Raw genomic sequence first — 17,169 nt, 5'->3', positions numbered from 1 at the left:
CCGCCGATCGCGTCGACCCGGTCAGACCTTCGACCAGGGCGCCGGAAAGAGCACCTCACCGCGAGGCGGGGGGCCCTCCTCGCTGGTGGACGGCGGCAGCACCAGCGCCTGCCAGGGTTCACCGAGGCCGGCCCACGGGCCGGTCAGGCCCAGTTCACTCGCCGGGCCGAACCCGAACCGGCGGTAGAAGACCGGGGCACCGAGGACGACGACGAGCCGCTCGCCCAGCTCGGTGGAGGCGTCCAGGGCGGCCTGCACGACCGCCGTGCCGTGCCCGACACGCTGTCGGTGCGGCGCGACCGCCACCGGGCCGAGGGCCAGGACGGGCACGTCCGAGCCTCGCTCCGGCCGCAGCCGCACCCGGGTGAGCAGCGCGTAGCCGACCACCTCACCGCCGTACTCGGCGACCATGGCCAACTCCGGCAACCAGGCGGTGGTGTCGCGTAGCTCGTCGACGAGGCTGACCTCGGGTGGCGTCGCCACGTCCGGGCGGGCGAAGGCGGCGGCCAGTACGCGGCGGACCGGGCCGGCGTCGGCCGGGTCCTCGGGGCGTAGCCGCAGCGTGGTCACCCGCGCGACGTTACCCGCCAGCGCCCGTCCATCCGTGACGGTCGCTCGATTCGGCGTGGCGTACGTGTACGAACACCAATCCGATCCTGCGGTTGACGGGGTAGCAAACGTCGCGACGGGGTATGACTGATCCATGACGCCCGTACGCTCCCTCGCCCGCGCCATGCTGAGCGGCATCTTCGTGGTCAGCGGGTATCGCAACTTACGCGACCCCGGTCGGCTCGCGGTGGCCGCCAAACCGGTGACCGACAAGGTCGCACCCGTGCTCAAGAAGGCACACCCGAGCTTCCCCACCGAGACCGAGACGTTGATCCGGCTCAACGCGGCCGTGCAGGTCAGCGCCGGTCTGATGCTGGCCACCGGCCGGTTCAGTCGACCCGCGGCGCTGGTTCTGGCCGGCACGCTGGTGCCAGTGACCATCGCCGGGCATCCCTTCTGGAACAACGACGACCCGATCGCCAAGAACAACAATCAGATTCACGTCCTGAAGAATCTCGGGCTCCTCGGCGGTCTGCTGCTCGCCGCGGCGGACACCGGCGGCAAGCCGGGTCTGCGGTGGCGGACGGGCCACCGCATCGGCCACTCTCGACGTTCCATGCAACGCGCCGTCCGAACGGCCCGCCGCGAGGCCCGAATCGCCGTCCGCTCCGCGTCCACCGCACGTCGACTCCCCGGCTGACCTGCGTCGATCCGTCTGCGTCCCACCCCCACCCCTCGCTAAGGCCACGAATTACCTGAACCACCCGGTAGGCGTTAACGCGGTGGAAATGTCAAAAACATGTGTGGGATCGGACACGGTCGCATAACGCGGGAGGCACTGACGTGAGGCGCCGTTCTAGGCTCCGTGCAGGACCTGGACGGGTAGGACGACCTTGGTACGGGGGTGGCCACGCCATGCCGACGGATGTCGGTAGACGGGCGGACCGCCTCGCCCCAATCCAACGTGTGTCACGCGGCATCGACCGTGTGACGCGCGGGATCGATCGCAGAAACGTCGTACGGGGCGCCATAGTGGCCGCCGTCGCCTATGCCGCATGGCTTGCCATCGGCACCTTCGGGCGGCCGTACAACTTCTTCGACATGAAGATCTACCACGGTGCCGTGGTGTGGTGGGCGAGCGGTCACGAGCTCTACGAGTTCATCGCGCCCGAAACCACACTCGGGTTCACCTATCCGCCCTTCGCCGGGCTGGTCATGCTGCCGATGGCGCAGCTGCCGATCGGCGCGGCCGGCCTGGTCAACGCCGCCGCCAGCATCGCCGCCCTGGCGCTGGTGCTGGCCGGGCTGCTCCGACCCATCGTGGATCGACTCGGGTGGCCACTGTGGTTCACGGTGGCCCTGGCGGTGCCGCTCGCGGTCGCCATCGAGCCAGCTCGGGAGACCCTCGGCTACGGCCAGGTCAACATCCTGCTGTTCGCCCTGATCATGGCTGACCTGATCGGCCTTCGCTGGCGGTCCCGCCGGGGCACCCACTACGCCGCCACCGACGGCCCGCTGCTGCGCTTCATCTACGGCGGGGCCTGGGCGGGGGCCGGTATCGGCCTCGCCACAGCGGTCAAGCTCACCCCGGCGCTGTTCATCGCCTACCTGCTGATCACCCGTCAGTGGCGGGTGGCGGCCACCGCCATCGGCACCACGATCGGCGTGACGGTGGGAACCTTCGCAATCGTCGGTGACGAGTCGCGGACCTACTTCGGCAGCGTGCTGTGGCAGACCGAACGGGTCGGCGCGGCGGACATGACGCCCAACCAGTCCCTCGCCGGCCTGCTCGCCCGGCTGTACGACTCGATCGAGACCCCGGGGCTGCTGTGGCTCGCCTTCTCGGTGCTGGTCCTGGCGCTGGGCCTGTCCCGGGCGGCCAGTTCCCGCGCCGACGGTGACGAGCTGACCGCCTTCACGTTGGTCGGTCTCACCGCGAACGTGATCAGCCCGATCTCCTGGACCCACCACCTGGTCTGGGTGATCCCGGCGATCATCGTGCTGGCCGACGCCGCCGTGCGTCGCCGCGAGGCGAGCCGGGGGATGCCGCAGCGCACCGGCCAGGGGCCGGCCTTCGGCGGTCTACCCGGGGTCAACGGGCTCCGCCCGCCGATCTGGTACCCGACGCTGACCGGGCTCCGCCACGGCTTCGCCGCGATCGGGCTCTACCTGCTCTTCCTGATCTCTCCGATCTGGCCGTACGAACACCAACTGCCGGAGATGTCGCACTACCAGGACGGCCTGTTCGGGGCACTGATGGAAAACTCGCTCGCCCTCGCGCTGATCGTCCTGGTCGCCGCGCTGCCCTGGCGTCCAGGCGCGGAGCCGGCGTTCTACGGCGACCGGCTCGCCCGGGCCGTGGTGGTCAACGGCCGCCGCTGAGCGGTCAGGGGCAGTTGACCCATTCGTCGGTGCCGTCGGTGAAGACCTGCCGCTTCCAGATCGGCAGTCGCGCCTTGACCTCGTCGACCAGTCGGGCGCAGGCCGCGAAGGCCGCCGCCCGGTGCGCGGTGCTCACCGCAGCGACGAGCGCCACGTCACCGATGACCAGGGGGCCGACCCGGTGCGATACCGCCACCGCGTAGACGTCGGGCTCCGCGGCGATCTCGGCGGCCACCTCGCGCAGCACCTGTGCGGCGCTGGGGTGGCCCTCGTACTCCAGGCTGGTGACCTGGCGACCGTGGTCGTGGTCGCGGACGACGCCCTGGAAGGACACCACGGCGCCGGCCCGGCGGTCGGCGACCGCCGCCTCGTGCGTGGCGAGGTCGAGCGGCTGGTCGGTGACCTCGCCGAAGGTGATCGCTGGTGCGGTCACGACGCACGCTCCCCGGGAAACAACGGCAGTGGCACGATCGGAACCCGGTCGCCCGGCTCGCCGCTGGTGCCGGATCGGATGACCGCGAACCCGTCCGCGCCGGCCAGGCCCCGCAGCATCGCCGAGCCGACGTGACGGACCGGGAACGCGACGCCGGCGGACCGGTCCAGTCGGACCAACGCCAGGTGGGTGTGGTCACCGCGACCGGGCACCGCCTCGGCCAACGTGACCTGGGGCAGCACCGGCATCGACCGGCCCTGGAGGCCGGCGAGCAGCGGGGCGACGAGCGACACCAGCGCGACGATGGCGGACTGCGGGTTGCCCGGCAGCCCGGCCACGAACCGGGCTCGCCCGTCGGGGCCGGTCAGCCGGGCCAGCAGCATGGGGAAGCCCGGGCGGACCGCCACCGTGTTGACCACGTAGTCGGCGCCGAGCGCCTCCAGGGTCGGGTGCAGGTGGTCGACCGGGCCGTTCATCGTGCCGCCGGTGGTGCAGACCAGATCGGCGTGGCCCAGCGCCGAGCGTAGGGCCGCCACGTGCGCGGGCAGCGTGTCGGCCACCGGGCCGACCACGTCGGACGGGCGGACCTGGCAGCCGTAGCGCCGCAGCCAGGCCGGGACCGCGGGGCCCAGCGCGTCGCGGATGCGACCGGCCGCGGGCGGGCCCGCCGTCAGCAACTCGTCGCCGAAGACCAGCAGCGCGGCGCGCGGCGCCCGTCGGACCCGCAGCGTGTCGTGCCCGCAGGCGGCGGCCAGGCCGATCACCGCCGGGTCGACCGGCGTGCCGGCGGGCAACAGCTCCTCATCGGCGTACGCCTCCTCGCCGGGGTTCCGCCACTCGGGTGTCTCCCGGGGAACACCGGTGACCAGGCCGTCAGCGCTCGTCGACTCTTCCACCCGCAGCACGGCGGTGGCGCCCTCGGGCACCATCGCACCGGTCGCGATCTCGACGGTGGTGTCGTCCTCGGTGAGCGGCGCGGGGGTGCTGCCGGCCAGGACCCGGCCGACGACGCGCCACGGCCCGCTGCCGCGCACCGCCCAGCCATCCACGCTGGAGGTCGGGAACGCCGGCAGGTCGGTGCGGGTGGTCAACGGCTCGGCCAGGGTCGACCCGTCGGTGTCGACAAGTGGTCGGGCGGCGGCGGGCAGCGCGGCGGCCAGACCGACCGCGTAGACCCGCGAGCGGGCTTCTTCCCACCCGGCTGGTGGGGGTGCGGTGACCCGATCCGCTGTGGGTGCGGTTTCCGTGCTCACCGACCGAGCCTATCGGCACGGACCGACACCCGCCCGGGCCTGGCGCGCACCGGCCAGTGGTCGCCACCGCGGAGCGGTCAGTGGTCCCCGCCGCGGAGCTGGTCGACGGTGTGGCCGAGGATCGGCCCGAGAACGGCCAGGCCATCCCGGGCACCGCCGGTCGAGCCGGGCAGATTGACCACCAGCATCCGACCGGCGACCCCGGCCAGGCCCCGGGACAGCACCGACGTCGGCACGCGATCACGACTGTGCGCGCGGATAGCCTCCGCAATGCCGGGGATCTCGTAATCCAGCAGGCCCCGGGTCACGTCCGGGGTCTGATCCGTCGGGGTCACTCCGGTGCCACCGCTGGTCAGCACCACCTCGACACCGTCGGCGCGGGCGGCCCGCAAAGCGTCGCCGACCGGCTCACCGTCGGGCACCACCACCGGGTCGTCGACCTGACAGCCCAGCTCCCGCAGGCCGGCGACGAGCAGCGGCCCGCTGGTGTCGGCGTAGACACCGGCCGCGGCCCGATTGGAAGCGACGATCACCCGAGCCCGGATCACTGCCGGTCCTCCGGCCGAACCCACTCGCCGGTCTTGCCGCCCTCCTTGCGCAGCACCCGGACCGCCTCCACCGAGGCCGCCGGGTCGACCGCCTTGACCATGTCGACCAGGGCGAGACCCGCGACAGCAACCGCCGTCAGTGCCTCCATCTCCACCCCCGTCCGGTCCGCCGTGCGGGCAGTGGCCGTGATCTCCACGGTGTCGGCGGTCAACCGCAGGTCGACGGTGACGCCGTGCAGGGCGATCGGGTGACAGAGCGGAATCAGGTCAGGAGTGCGCTTGGCCCCCATGATCCCGGCCAGCCGCCCGACGGCCAACGCGTCACCCTTGGGTAGCCCGTCGCGATGCAGCAGGTCGATGACCTCGGGCGTGGTCCGCAGACGGCCGGCCGCGACGGCCAACCGACCCGTCACCGCCTTGGCGGAGACGTCGACCATGCGGGCCGCGCCGGCGCGATCGACGTGGCTGAGCTGCGCGGGTTCGGTCACGGTCGTGAGCCTATCGGTGCGGTACGACGGCGGTCGGAAGGAGCGGCGTCGCGCTGGCGACCGCACCGGGTGCTGACGGCGCAACTGCCCCGACGCCGCTCCTCCCTCACCAGCCCACCACCAAGGTCGCTGGGGGGACCCAGCAGCGGGCGCGTGTCGACGACCCGGTTCTGCCCAGGGGCAGAACCTCCCCCGTTCGTCGATACGGCCGGTAGGTTACCGGGCGTGCCGATAAGAAATCGATAAGCGCCGTTCAGGCTGGTCAGCGCTCTGCGACCACCGTCGCGCCAGTCAACTCGGCGAGGCGACGTTCGGCCTCGAAGCGCTCCGGCACGCCCATCCGTCGGAAGATCGCCAACGCCCGCTCCCAGTGCCGTCGAGCCTCGGCCGGGTCGATGCGGGCGAAGTGTTCGGCGAGCCCTGCCAACGCTCGACCCTGCTCGTGGGGGTGCGCGATCCGAGTGGCCAACCGCAACGCCTCCTGGTGCACCTCGAACGCCTCGCCACCTCGCCCCTGCGCCAGCAGGGTGCGCCCGAGTTCGTTGAGCGCAGCCGCCTCGACGTGTCGCTCCCCCGAACCGATCGACAGCTTCCGGGCCAACTCGTGCTCCTGCTGGGCCTCCACCAGACGACCCAGACCGCGATAGGCGATCCCGAGGTCGTTGCGCACCTCGGCCTCGGCGTACCGGTGGCCAGTGCGATCGCGCAGGGCCAAGGAGGCCAGGAGAATTCGGATCGCCTGCGGAAGATCACCCATCCGGAGGCGTACGGCGCCGATGTGGCTGAGAGCGTTGAGGGTGTGGAACTCGTCGGAGTTCGTTCGGGCCCACGCCAGGTGCAGGCGGTGGATCCGCAGCGCCTCCTCGTAACGGCCCAGGGCCGTCAGTGCGATGCCGAGATTCGGCAGCACCATCGGCACCCTGACGTTGCCGTACCCCTTGTAGTCACGCAGGCACTCCAGACCGACCGTCACCGCTTCGGCCAGATTGCCGCTCCACCAGTAGACGGCGGCGAGATTGGCGCGGTATCGAGCCGCGTTCAGCGCGTCCCGCGACTCTCCGGCAAGGGCGACAGCGCGGGTCAGATGGTGCAGCGCTGCCCGGTTGTCGCCGGTCCGAACGTATCCGGAAGCGAGGTAGTTGTTCATCAATGCCATTGCGCCGACGTCCCCGGATGCCTCCGCTGCGGTCAGCGCGTGCCGGTGGGTCGTGATGATGTCCTCGAAGTACCCGCGGATGTAACACAATCGCCAGAGAGCGCGGGCCAGTCGCCAGGAGTGCTCGTGGAAGCCCTCATCAAGTGCTGACCTCACCATCGTCACCAGGTCCGTCCGCTCCGTCTCCAACCAGTCGGCGGTGGGCTCCCCGATCGCGTCGATCAACTCGGGTCGCGCGAACGGAAGATGTGTGACGCGAGATCCCAGGTCGTTGAACTCCAGCGTCTTGGCGACCCTCAGTGCCATCTCCAGGGTGAAATCGAACAGGTTTTCCAGCCCGGCCTTTCGGTCGCTCGCGGAGTCGGTGCGCGAACACAGTTCGATGGAGTACTGCCGCATGAGGTCGTGCAGTCGATATCGCGTCGAGTCCAGATCCTCCACCAGGTTCCTGTCGACGAGGTCGTCGAGCGCCGCGCGAGCTTCCGCGATCGTCAGACCGGTCAGCGCTGCTACTGCCGGTGTGCTGAAGCGGCTACCGGGATACAGGCCCAGGAATCGGAAGACACGCTTGGTCGAACTCGGAAGAGGCTCGTAGGAAGCGGCGAAGGCCCCGGTGACGGTGCTCTCTTCCTGGGCCAGATGGTGCAGCACCGGAACCTCGCCGGCCATCTGCCCGGCAAGGTCCGCCAACCGCCAGCCGCGCCGATGCGCCAGCCTGGCACCCGCCAGCCGGATCGCCAGTGGGAGGTACCCGCACCGGCGCACCACTTCGGCGGCCGCATCCGATTCGGCTTCGATCCTGTCCCGACCGACACTCAGGCTGAGGAGTTCCAAGCTCTCCCGGGGGTTGAGGAGCGGGAGCGTCTGCGAGGGCCCGACATCCGGGTGGGTCAGACGCCGCCGTGAGGTCACCAGCACGACGGTGGTCGGCTCGACCGGCAGCAGGGGCATGATCTGCTCGCTGCTCGCCGCGTTGTCGAGCACTATCACTGATCGCCGACGTGCCAGTTCCTGCCGCCACAACTCCACCCTGTCGTCGAACTCCACCGGCACACGGCCAGCCGGAACGCCCATCTGTCGTAGCAGCGAGGCCAGAGCACTCGCCGGCTCCACCCGGTTCTTCTCGCCGTGCCCGCACAAGTCGATAAACAGCGCGGCGTCCGGGTATCGATCGGACAGCCGGCGGGCCAGATGCACGGCGAGGGTCGTCTTGCCGCTACCCGCCATGCCGTCGATGATGTGCACGGCTGGCACCCGCTCTTCGATCCGCCTGGTCTCCGCCAGCAGTCGCGACACCACGTCCTCCCTGCCGACGAAGTCGGTGACCGCTCGGGGGAGGTGATCCACCAGGTCGGGCTGAGGCGCTCTTGCGGAGACCGGGACATCGACTGTGGAAGTTGGGTTCGAAACACGACGGGCGCTCTGGCCAGCCGGACGGGATGCGGCGCGGTTCGCCGGCGGCCGGGATGGCACCGCCGAAACGATCGTGCGGTGGAGAGCCTGGAGGTCGGAACCCGGGAGGACGCCGAGTTCGGCCATCAGCTTCGCCCGAACCTCGTCGTACGTGACGAGCGCACCCGCGTGGTCGCCGCGCTCGTGCAGCGCCCGCGCGAGGAGAACGTACGCCGGTTCCCGGAGGGGATGACGGGCGATGACCTCCCGCAACAGGGGGATCGCCTGGTCGCCCCGTCCCGCCCTGAGCTGCGCGTCGGCAAGGAGTTCCACGGCCAGCAGGCGTCCCTCCTCGGCGGCCATCACGCGCGCGCCGAGCACAGGCCCGAGCGTTATGCCGGCGAGCATCGCACCCCGCCAGCGCGCCACGGCGGACCCCAACCGTTCCAGAGCGCGGTCGACGTGGCCGGCTATCAGGGCTTCGCGACCCGCTACGCACTCCATCTCGAAGCGAAACACGTCAATAGCTTCCGGCCCAAGGGTGAGCCGGTAGCCGCTCTGCTGTCTAACGAGGACGCCCCGACCAGACTGGAAAGCCTCGAAGGTTCGGCGCAGATTGGCGGCGTAGGTCCGTACGTTCGCCACTGCGGAGCGCGGCGGACCGTCCGGCCACAGCTCGTCGACCAGGTCGTTGAGGGTCACCAGTTGCCCGGGTTGGACCGCGAGCATCGCGAGGACAGCCTGCTGTTTGGGCGTACCCAGGTGCAGCTTGCGAGCAAGCAGTTGCACCGAGAGGCCGCCCAGAAGTTGAATCTCCACCCGTCCCCCTGCTTCAGCGGGGTATTCAGCCGATCACGGAACGAAGCTTACGGGCACCTGATGTAACGCCCGATGCCATCAAGCCGCCGATGTGAACGCTCCCGCGGCCATCCGCTGTGACGGCGCCGACGAGTGCAATGCGAACATTGCAAGAACCATCTGCCGCCTCAGCGTTCGCGACTCCAACCGCAGCATCGAAAGAAGGAGCGAAAGCGAGTTTCGGCACCGCCCCCTCGGCCCCGACGCCGGGAACGGCCCCGGGGAGTGCCACCATCATCAATGTTCATCTGCGAACGGTTGCGCCCACAGTCGACGAAGGGGACTCCTGGCTGAAGTTGAGGAGCGGTTGACCGAATCGGCGGATGAGTTGCGGCACCGCAGCACCCACACTGAGGGCGCGGTCTAATCAGTCGGCACGGCTCGCGACATTCCGCAACGGACCGGATGCAACAGGCGAGCATCCCAGCGCTCTCCGCACCGGAACGCAAACAGAATGTCACTTATGCGGACAGGATTAACTAATGTTGAGGATAACGACATTTATCATCCCTAACTAGGGCCAAACCCATTTAAGCTCCATTCGTAGAGAGTCGGCGCCAACGAAGCCCGACATCCACACGAAGGAGAGGGTGGGTGAAATGCGCGGAAACGAGTGGGGCTGACATCGGTGCAGGACTTCTGCATCGCTCGGCGATATGGTTGCGAGAACGACAGGCGAGGTAATCCAGGAGTTGCGTGGCCTCTTCACAACGACGCGATGACGGGACCGATCGACGGCTACGGCTGATCGTCGGTCTCCTCGTCGTTGCTGCCACGATCGTTGCGCTCGCCTCCCTGAGACTGACCTTCCCCGCGGCCGATGCTCCGACACCCGACGGAGCAACCCTGGTAACGCTCACCGCCATGATCGCGTTGGGTGCGTTCGTCAAGACGCGCGTACGTGTCCGGTCCACGGTGCACCTGATCAGTTGGAGCGAGGCGGCGATCGTCATCGCGGCCGCCATTGCCCCCATTCCATGGGTGGTGCTCTGCACCTGCATCGGGATCACCATCGCCTCGGCCCGTCTACCACCGATCAAGCTGGCCTTCGGCGTTGGCAAGAACATCCTCGTCGCGGCCGGGGCAGGCATCGCCTTCGCACTGCTCGGTTGGACCTGGCCTGCCATGCAGGCCCCGCAGCTGGTGGGGATCCTGTCGGTCGGGTACCTCCTCGCTGCCTTCCTCGACGAGGTGCTGGCGATCCCCGTTATCGCGCTCGCCTCCGGCACCAAGATCTCGACCCAGTTCCGCAGCAACCTGGATCTTCGCCTGGCCGGCTACGCGGTCCGGTTCGTGGTGGCGGCCCTGACCCTGCTTACCCTCCAGATGGACCCCCGGCTCCTGCTCGCCGTCCCACCCCTGGTCCTGAGCCTGCACCTCGCCTACTCCGCGCGCATCAGAGGCCGCACCGAGCAGCAGGCGTGGCAGCGGCTGGCCCGCACCACCGACGCGCTCAACGTGGTCGACCTGGACAACGTCCTCACCACAGCCGTCACCCAGGCCGCCGAGTTGTTCTCCGCCGACGAGGTCGAGATCGAGCTGCGCGACGGCGGCCGCACCGTACGCGGCGGCACCGGCGGTATCACCTTCGACGGCCCGACCGGCACGCCCACCGACGTGGACGGCACTATCGTCCCCGCGCCGCTGGAAGGCCACGACCGGACGGTCGACGTCGGCATGCTTCGACTGCGCTTCCGCGGCCCGGTGCAGCTCTCCGAGCGGGAGCAGTACACCCTGCGCACCTTCGCCTCCGCGCTCTGCACCGCCGTCCGCAACGCCCAGGCGTACGCCGAACTGGCCCGGGTCGCCGACGAGCACGCGTACGCGGCCTCGCACGACGCGCTGACCGGCCTGGCCAACCGCCGGCACCTCCTCGACGAGGGCACCGAACAGTTGAGCACCCGCCATGCCGACGGGGTGACCGCGCTGGTGCTGATCGACCTCAACCATTTCAAGGAAGTCAACGACACGCTCGGGCATGCCGCCGGCGACCAGGTGCTGGTGCAGGTGGCCGACCGGTTGCGGGGTGCGGCCCAGCCGAGCGACCTGGTGGCCCGCCTCGGCGGCGACGAGTTCGCCGTACTCATGCGCGGTCTGCCGGCCCCGGCGGTCGCCGCGCACCGGGCCGAGACGCTGCTCGCCACCCTGCACGAGCCGTTCGAGTTGGACGGCATGCGAATCAGTGTCGAAGCCAGCGGCGGGATCTCCGGCGCCCCGTCCAACGGCGGCATGGCCGAGTTGCTGCGCCGCGCCGACGTGGCCATGTACCAGGCGAAGCGGGCCGGGCAGCGGATCGCCACGTACGCCCCGACCCGCGACACCGCCGACCTCGGTCGCCTCACCCTGGGCGGTGACCTGCCGCGCGCGGTCGCCGACCACGAGTTCGTCGTCAACTTCCAACCGATCGTCGACCTCGGCACCGGTGAGGTGACCAGCGCTGAGGCGCTGGCCCGCTGGCACCACCCCACCCACGGCCTGATCGACCCGCTGCGGTTCCTGGAGGCGGTGGAACGGTCCGGCCTGCTACCGGCCTTCGCCGAAGCGATCCTCGACCAGGCGCTGATCGCGGCGGTGAGTTGGCGCGACGCCGGCTTCGACGTACCGGTCGCTGTCAACGTGTCCCCGCGCAGCCTGCTCGACGCGCGGTTCCCCGGCTCGGTGCTGGCCCGCCTCAGAGCCCACGACCTACCACCCGACCGGCTGGTCCTGGAGTTGACCGAGACGCTGACCCTCAGCCAACTCGACGTGGTCGACCGGGTGCTCAGCCGGCTACGCGACGAGGGAGTCCGGTTGGCGTTGGACGACTTCGGCACCGGCTACTCCTCCCTCTCGCTGCTCTCCCGTATCCCGGTTCACGAGCTGAAGATCGACCGGAGCTTCGTGACGACGATGGAGAGTTCGGCCGAGGCCGCCGCCGTCATCCGCTCCACCCTCGACCTGGGCCGCAGCCTGGACCTGGACGTGGTGGCCGAGGGCGTGGAGAGCGAGCCGCAGCGGCGTGCCCTCTGGGAGTTGGGCTGCGTCGCCGGCCAGGGCCATCTGTTCGCCCGGCCGATGCCGTCCGGCACCCTGCTCGCGGCGATGCAGCGCGGCTCGGGCGGCCGACCGGGCGCCCTCGCCGCGCCGCTGCACGACACCGGGGCGGTGATCCGGTTGAGCCAGAACCGCCGCCAGGCCGGCCGCTCCAGGCCCGACCGCCTGCCACACCTGCCCGCCTGAGCAGGCATCGCCCCGCTGCCCAGGCAGCCCGGTCTGCCAGACTGTCGCGCGTGATCGTCGACGACCCGACCGCCCACCGCAGTCGCTGGCACTGGCGCACGCTCGACAACGCCGCCGGCGGACTCGCCCTCGACCTGGGCCTCTACGCGGTGTCGGCAACCTTCGCCGCGATCACCGCGGTCACGTCCACCCTGCTGCCGCACCGCGCCTGGGGAGCGGTCGCCACCGTCGGCTACCTGCTGGCAACGCTGACGGTGATCGCCCAACTTCTGCTGCGTCGACGCTCTCCAACCTCCCGGCTGACCGGTCTGCCAGCCCGCTGGGCGGTCACCGGTCTCGCCTGGGCCACCACCACACTGCTGCCGCTGGCTTGGCAGAGCATCGACCGGGCCGGTGGGCGCACCGACCGGGCCCAGGAGGAGGTGCTGGTCGTGGAGCAGGCCGGCAGCCGCCTCCTGGAACACGGCACGCCGTACCTCGGACCCGACGCCATCGCCGCCCTGCCACCGGGCGAGCAACTGATGGGCTACACCCCGTACCAGCCCGGCATGGCGATGTTCGGCCTGCCCAGGGCGCTGCTCGACACCTGGTGGACCGACTCCCGGGTCTGGTTCGCGGTGGGCACCGCCCTGGCGCTCGCCCTGGCCGTGGCCGCCCTGCGCGGAGCACCGGCCACCACGGGCGAGGCCACCGCCGGCCAGGCCACCACCGCCGCGACCCACCGACGGGACGCCGCCCTGCTGCGCGGCGTGCAGGCCGCCACCGTACTGCCGATCTGTGCCCTCACCCTCGCCACCGGCGGCGACGACCTACCCGTACTCGCGCTCTGCCTGCTTGCCCTCGCGTTCGCCGCCGCCGACCGACCCGGCCGGGCCGGCCTCGCGGTCGGACTCGCCGGCGCGCTGAAGCTGTTCGCCTGGCCGGTAGCCCTGGTCCTGATCGTCTGGGGCCTGACCCGACGCGCCGGCACCCGAGTCGCCGTCGGCGCGATCGGACTGCCCATCGCCGCACTACTGCCGGCGCTGCTGGTGGACCGCGACGCGCTCACCGAGAACGTGCTGCGCTTCCCCCTCGGCCACGGGCTGGTCACCAGCCCAGCACAGTCCCCGTTCCCCGGCTACCTGATCGCCAGCGCGCTACCCGCCGGCCGGCTGATCGCCGCCGGGCTGCTGGTCGCCGCCGGAGTGGCCATCGCCGTCCGGCTCGCCCGCCGCCCGCCCCGCACCGCCGTCGCCACCGCGCTCATCTGCGGGTACGGGCTGCTCGCCGCCATCGCCCTGATGCCCTCGACCCGCTTCGGCTACCTGCTGTACCCGCTGGCCCTGCTGACCTGGGCTCCCGCCCTACGCCGACCAAGCGACACACCGACCGCCGCGATTGCCGATGAGCGATCCGGTCGGACCACTTCGGCGTAACTTCCGAGCGAAACGGCGCGCCAGGGCGTAGACCTGAAGGCATGACCACGTACCTCGACCGGGCCGACGCCGGCCGGGTGCTCTCCGAACGGCTCACCGCACTCATCGGCGAACCGGACGTCGTCGTCCTGGGCCTCGTCCGTGGCGGCGTGCCGGTCGCCCGGGTCGTCGCCGAACGCCTCGGCGCACCACTGGACGTGCTGGTCGTCCGCAAGCTCGGCATGCCGTGGGCCCGGGAGGTCGCCTTCGGCGCACTCGGGCCGGGTGGTGTGCAGGTGCTCAACGACGCGGTGGCCAGCCGACTCAGCAGCGACGACATCGCCGAGGTGCGCCGCCGGGAGCAGGCCGAACTGGAGCGCCGGGAACGGCTCTACCGGGGCGACCGCCCACAGTTGGACCTCACCGGGCGGACGGCCGTGATCGTCGACGACGGCCTCGCCACCGGCGCAACCGCCCGCGTCGCCGTCGAAGTCGTCCGCCAACTCGGGGCACACCGCGTCGTCGTCGCGGTCCCGGTCGGCGCGCAGGAGGCGTACGAACTGCTCGCCGCCGAGGCCGACCAGATCATCTGCGCGCAACGCCCGGCGGATTTCGGCGCGGTCAGCGTCTACTACGACGATTTCCACGAGGTGTCCGACGAAGAAGTCACCGAGGCGCTCACAGCAACTGCATAGAAATACCGGGTACCGTCGGGCGATGAGTAGCCTCACCTGTCCCAAGTGTCACGGAGAAATGCGCCAGTACGAGCGCAGCGGCGTCGTCATCGACCAGTGCGGGGAGTGCCGAGGCATCTTCCTGGACCGCGGCGAGCTGGAGAAGCTGTTCGAGGCGGAGGCCAACTGGAGCCGCCAACAGGCCGGCGGCGCGCCAGGGCAGCCCGCGCAGCAGCCGGCCGGCTACCCGCCCCCGCCGCCCCCGGCGCACCAGCCCGGTTACGGCGCCGTCCCGCCGCCCCCGCCCGCCCACGGCTACCCGCCGCAGCCGGCGTACGGCCACCAGCAGCAACAGCACCACGGCTACCACGGCCACTACCGGCAGAAGAAGCGCAAGGGCTTCCTCGACGACATGTTCGGCTGAGCCGGAGCCGACGTTCCGCCCGGGTCGATCCACGCGTCGGCCCGGGCACACCACCCGGGCCATTGATCGTTGGCGGGGGCGATGCTTCATGCGAGGCTGAATCGCATGACCGCGATCCGACCGGACGAGGCGCTGACCCAGGCGTACGACGGGATCACCGCGGTGGTCGGTCGCCTGGACGATGCCGGCCTGCAACGAGCCACCCGCTGCCGGGGCTGGGTCATCGCCGACCTGCTCCTGCACGTGCTCGGCGACGCCCAGCGGGCACTCGTCACCCTGGCCAGCCCTGTCGACGGCCCCGCCGACGTCGACGACGTGAGCTACTGGCGTGACTTCCCCGGCGATGATGAGAACGCCACCCGACAAGCCTGGTGGGTCCGCCGATCGGCCGCCGCCTTCGACCGCCCGACCGGCATCGTCGCGCTCTGGCGGGACACCGCGCCGGCGGCGGTCCGCGCCGCCACGTCAGCCGACCCCGAGGGGTACGTGACCACCCAGGGACACGTGCTGCGCGTACCCGATTTCCTCGCCACCCTGACCACCGAGGCCGCCGTCCACCACCTCGACCTGACGCTGGAACTGCCCGACGCGCCGCCGCCCGGCCCACTGGCGGTACGCGTCGCCGTAGCGACCATGGACGGCCTGCTCAGTGACGACACCGTTCGACCCGGCGCGTGGGACGACCACGACTTCCTGCTGAAGGCCACCGGGCGCGTTCCGCTGACCGACCGGGATCGACTGGAACTGGGTGAGTCGGCGGGCTGGTTCCCACTGCTCGGCTGACCGACGACGGGTCGCCGCGCCGGTCAGCCGATGGCCATGTCGACGAAGCGGGACAGGTGCAGCTGGGCCGCGACGGTCACGGTGTCGGTGGGTCCATTTCGATGTTTGGCAACAATAAAATCCGCCTCCCCGGCTCGCGGCGACTCCTTGTCGTAGTAGTCGTCGCGGTGCAGAAGGATGACAACGTCAGCATCTTGCTCAATTGAGCCAGACTCACGCAAGTCGGACAATTGGGGTCGCTTGTCGGTGCGCTGCTCGGGGCCACGGTTCAGCTGACTGACCGCGATCACCGGGCACTCGACCTCCTTGGCCAACAGCTTGAGGCCACGGGACAGGTCGGCGACCTCCTGCTGGCGACTCTCGGTGCGCTTCGGTGAGGTCATCAGCTGGAGATAGTCGACCACGATCATCTTGAGGTCGTGCCGCTGCTTGAGCCGCCGAGCCTTGGCCCGGATCTCCATCAGGTTCATGCTCGGCGTGTCGTCGACGAAGAGCGGCGCCTCGCTGATCTCACCCATGCACCGGGCCAGCTTGGTCCAGTCGTCGTCGGAGAGCTGACCGCTGCGCAGCACGTGCAGCGGCACCCGCGCCTCAGCGGAGAGCAGCCGCATGACGATCTCGACCTTGCTCATTTCCAGCGAGAAGATGGCAGCCGCCTGGTTGGCGCGAATAGCAGCATTTCGGGCAAAGTCCATACTCGCGGTCGATTTGCCCAAACCCGGCCTTCCGGCCACGATGATCAACTGTCCGGCGTGCAGGCCGTTGAGCAGTCGGTCCAGGTCGCTGAAGCCGGTCGGAACGCCGGTCATCATGCCGCCGGTCGCGCCCACCGCCTCGATCTCGTCCAGCGTCGGCTGCAACATGTCGGCCAGGATCGCGAAGTCCTCGCTGACCCGCCGTTCGGTGACGTCGTAGACCGCCTGCTGGGCGAGGTCGACGACGTCGTCCACGTCGCGGCTGCCCCCGCTGGCGGTGCCGTAGCCCAGTTGCACGATCTTCGTGCCGGCCTCGACCAGTCGGCGTAGCACCGCCCGCTCGCTGACGATGCGGGCGTAGTACGCCGCGTTGGCGGCGGTGGGCACGCTGGCGATGAGTGTGTGCAGGTACGGCGCGCCACCGATGCGTACCAGATCCCCGGAGTCGGCGAGCGCCGCCGCGACAGTGATGGAGTCGGCCGGCTCACCCCGGCCGTAGATGTCGAGGATGATGTCGAAGATGGTGGCGTGCACCGGCCGGTAGAAGTCGTTGGTCTTGAGGATCTCGACGACGTCGGCGATGGCGTCCTTGGAGAGCAGCATGCCGCCGAGGACGCACTGCTCGGCCGCGACGTCCTGGGGCGGGGTCTTGTCGAACTGGCCATCCCGCTGTGCGGGTGACTGGCCTCCGCCCGAGCGTGGCTCTGCCCGCATGTCGTCGGTTACCGACACGGGTCCCCCCTCCACTGCGCCGGATCCAACCCCAGCTCTACCGCTGGGGTATGACACTTCTCCTCCGACCGGGCCGGTCGATCGGGGGCCATCGCCGGCGGTCGAGGGCCAACCATACGGACCCCGAGGTCAGAGACTCAACAACGCCGGTGGACGAGCCTCGGGACAACCTGTGGATCCCGGTGGACA

At 70.3% G+C, this 17,169-nt stretch carries 14 protein-coding genes and 1 pseudogene; 7 read left to right on the top strand and 8 right to left on the bottom strand.

Features of this window, described 5'->3' with window-relative positions; genetic code table 11:
- Positions 1-21 precede the first annotated feature (21 nt).
- A complete protein-coding gene (locus tag ABZ794_RS10360) occupies positions 22-570 on the bottom strand; it encodes an N-acetyltransferase (protein WP_091396674.1) in 549 nt (182 codons plus the stop codon).
- 133 nt (positions 571-703) lie between these two features.
- On the opposite strand from ABZ794_RS10360, the gene ABZ794_RS10355 reads away from it, so the two are divergent.
- Both ABZ794_RS10355 and ABZ794_RS10350 read left to right on the top strand, forming a co-directional pair.
- Positions 704-1,249, top strand: a complete 546-nt coding sequence (locus ABZ794_RS10355) for a DoxX family protein (protein WP_112583895.1) — start codon at positions 704-706, stop codon at positions 1,247-1,249.
- A 215-nt stretch (positions 1,250-1,464) separates the two neighbouring features.
- Positions 1,465-2,931, top strand: coding sequence for a glycosyltransferase 87 family protein (locus ABZ794_RS10350; RefSeq protein ID WP_210782034.1), 1,467 nt, complete (start codon positions 1,465-1,467; stop codon positions 2,929-2,931).
- 4 nt (positions 2,932-2,935) lie between these two features.
- Here ABZ794_RS10350 and ABZ794_RS10345 read toward each other — a convergent pair whose 3' ends face one another.
- From ABZ794_RS10345 to ABZ794_RS10320, 6 genes and pseudogenes are all read right to left on the bottom strand, one after another.
- The gene (locus ABZ794_RS10345; RefSeq protein ID WP_210782036.1) at positions 2,936-3,364 is read right to left on the bottom strand and encodes a molybdenum cofactor biosynthesis protein MoaE; all 429 of its coding nucleotides are present in this window, start codon (positions 3,362-3,364) and stop codon (positions 2,936-2,938) included.
- Positions 3,361-4,617, bottom strand: coding sequence for a molybdopterin molybdotransferase MoeA (locus tag ABZ794_RS10340; RefSeq protein ID WP_357515140.1), 1,257 nt, complete (start codon positions 4,615-4,617; stop codon positions 3,361-3,363). Before ABZ794_RS10340 ends, ABZ794_RS10345 begins: the two co-directional genes overlap by 4 nt.
- A gap of 77 nt (positions 4,618-4,694) precedes the next feature.
- Positions 4,695-5,165, bottom strand: coding sequence for a MogA/MoaB family molybdenum cofactor biosynthesis protein (locus tag ABZ794_RS10335; RefSeq protein WP_210782040.1), 471 nt, complete (start codon positions 5,163-5,165; stop codon positions 4,695-4,697).
- Entirely contained in the window at positions 5,162-5,653 is a 492-nt protein-coding gene (gene moaC / locus ABZ794_RS10330; protein ID WP_210782042.1) for a cyclic pyranopterin monophosphate synthase MoaC, read from the bottom strand. Before moaC ends, ABZ794_RS10335 begins: the two co-directional genes overlap by 4 nt.
- A 262-nt stretch (positions 5,654-5,915) precedes the next feature.
- Entirely contained in the window at positions 5,916-8,156 is a 2,241-nt protein-coding gene (locus tag ABZ794_RS10325; RefSeq protein ID WP_357515306.1) for a tetratricopeptide repeat protein, read from the bottom strand.
- Between the two features lie 195 nt (positions 8,157-8,351).
- Positions 8,352-8,930, bottom strand: a pseudogene (locus ABZ794_RS10320) (AfsR/SARP family transcriptional regulator); the annotation flags it as partial.
- Positions 8,931-9,755: 825 nt separating this feature from the next.
- Here ABZ794_RS10320 and ABZ794_RS10315 point away from each other — a divergent pair.
- From ABZ794_RS10315 to ABZ794_RS10295, 5 genes are all read left to right on the top strand, one after another.
- Positions 9,756-12,278 carry a bifunctional diguanylate cyclase/phosphodiesterase gene (locus tag ABZ794_RS10315; RefSeq protein WP_357515136.1) on the top strand — a complete coding sequence of 841 codons (2,523 nt, stop codon included), beginning with the start codon at positions 9,756-9,758 and terminating at the stop codon, positions 12,276-12,278.
- 50 nt (positions 12,279-12,328) lie between these two features.
- On the top strand, positions 12,329-13,693 hold the full coding sequence (locus tag ABZ794_RS10310) for a glycosyltransferase family 87 protein (protein ID WP_357515133.1): 1,365 nt from the start codon (positions 12,329-12,331) through the stop codon (positions 13,691-13,693).
- A gap of 41 nt (positions 13,694-13,734) precedes the next feature.
- Positions 13,735-14,367 carry a phosphoribosyltransferase gene (locus ABZ794_RS10305; protein ID WP_210782050.1) on the top strand — a complete coding sequence of 211 codons (633 nt, stop codon included), beginning with the start codon at positions 13,735-13,737 and terminating at the stop codon, positions 14,365-14,367.
- Between the two features lie 22 nt (positions 14,368-14,389).
- On the top strand, positions 14,390-14,770 hold the full coding sequence (locus ABZ794_RS10300) for a zf-TFIIB domain-containing protein (RefSeq protein ID WP_357515129.1): 381 nt from the start codon (positions 14,390-14,392) through the stop codon (positions 14,768-14,770).
- 105 nt (positions 14,771-14,875) lie between these two features.
- Positions 14,876-15,553 (top strand): maleylpyruvate isomerase N-terminal domain-containing protein, encoded by a 678-nt coding sequence (locus ABZ794_RS10295; protein ID WP_357515127.1) that lies wholly within the window; start codon positions 14,876-14,878, stop codon positions 15,551-15,553.
- Between the two features lie 23 nt (positions 15,554-15,576).
- Here the strand turns inward: ABZ794_RS10295 and dnaB are convergent, their stop codons facing one another.
- Positions 15,577-16,980, bottom strand: coding sequence for a replicative DNA helicase (gene dnaB, locus ABZ794_RS10290; protein ID WP_210782054.1), 1,404 nt, complete (start codon positions 16,978-16,980; stop codon positions 15,577-15,579).
- Positions 16,981-17,169: the final 189 nt, after the last annotated feature.

The sequence above is a fragment of the Micromonospora sp. NPDC047187 genome (assembly GCF_040643355.1).
GTDB classification, from domain to species: Bacteria; Actinomycetota; Actinomycetes; order Mycobacteriales; family Micromonosporaceae; genus Micromonospora; species Micromonospora salmantinae.
Note: the sequence above shows the minus strand (reverse complement) of the source record. Positions and strands in the feature narration are given on the sequence as shown.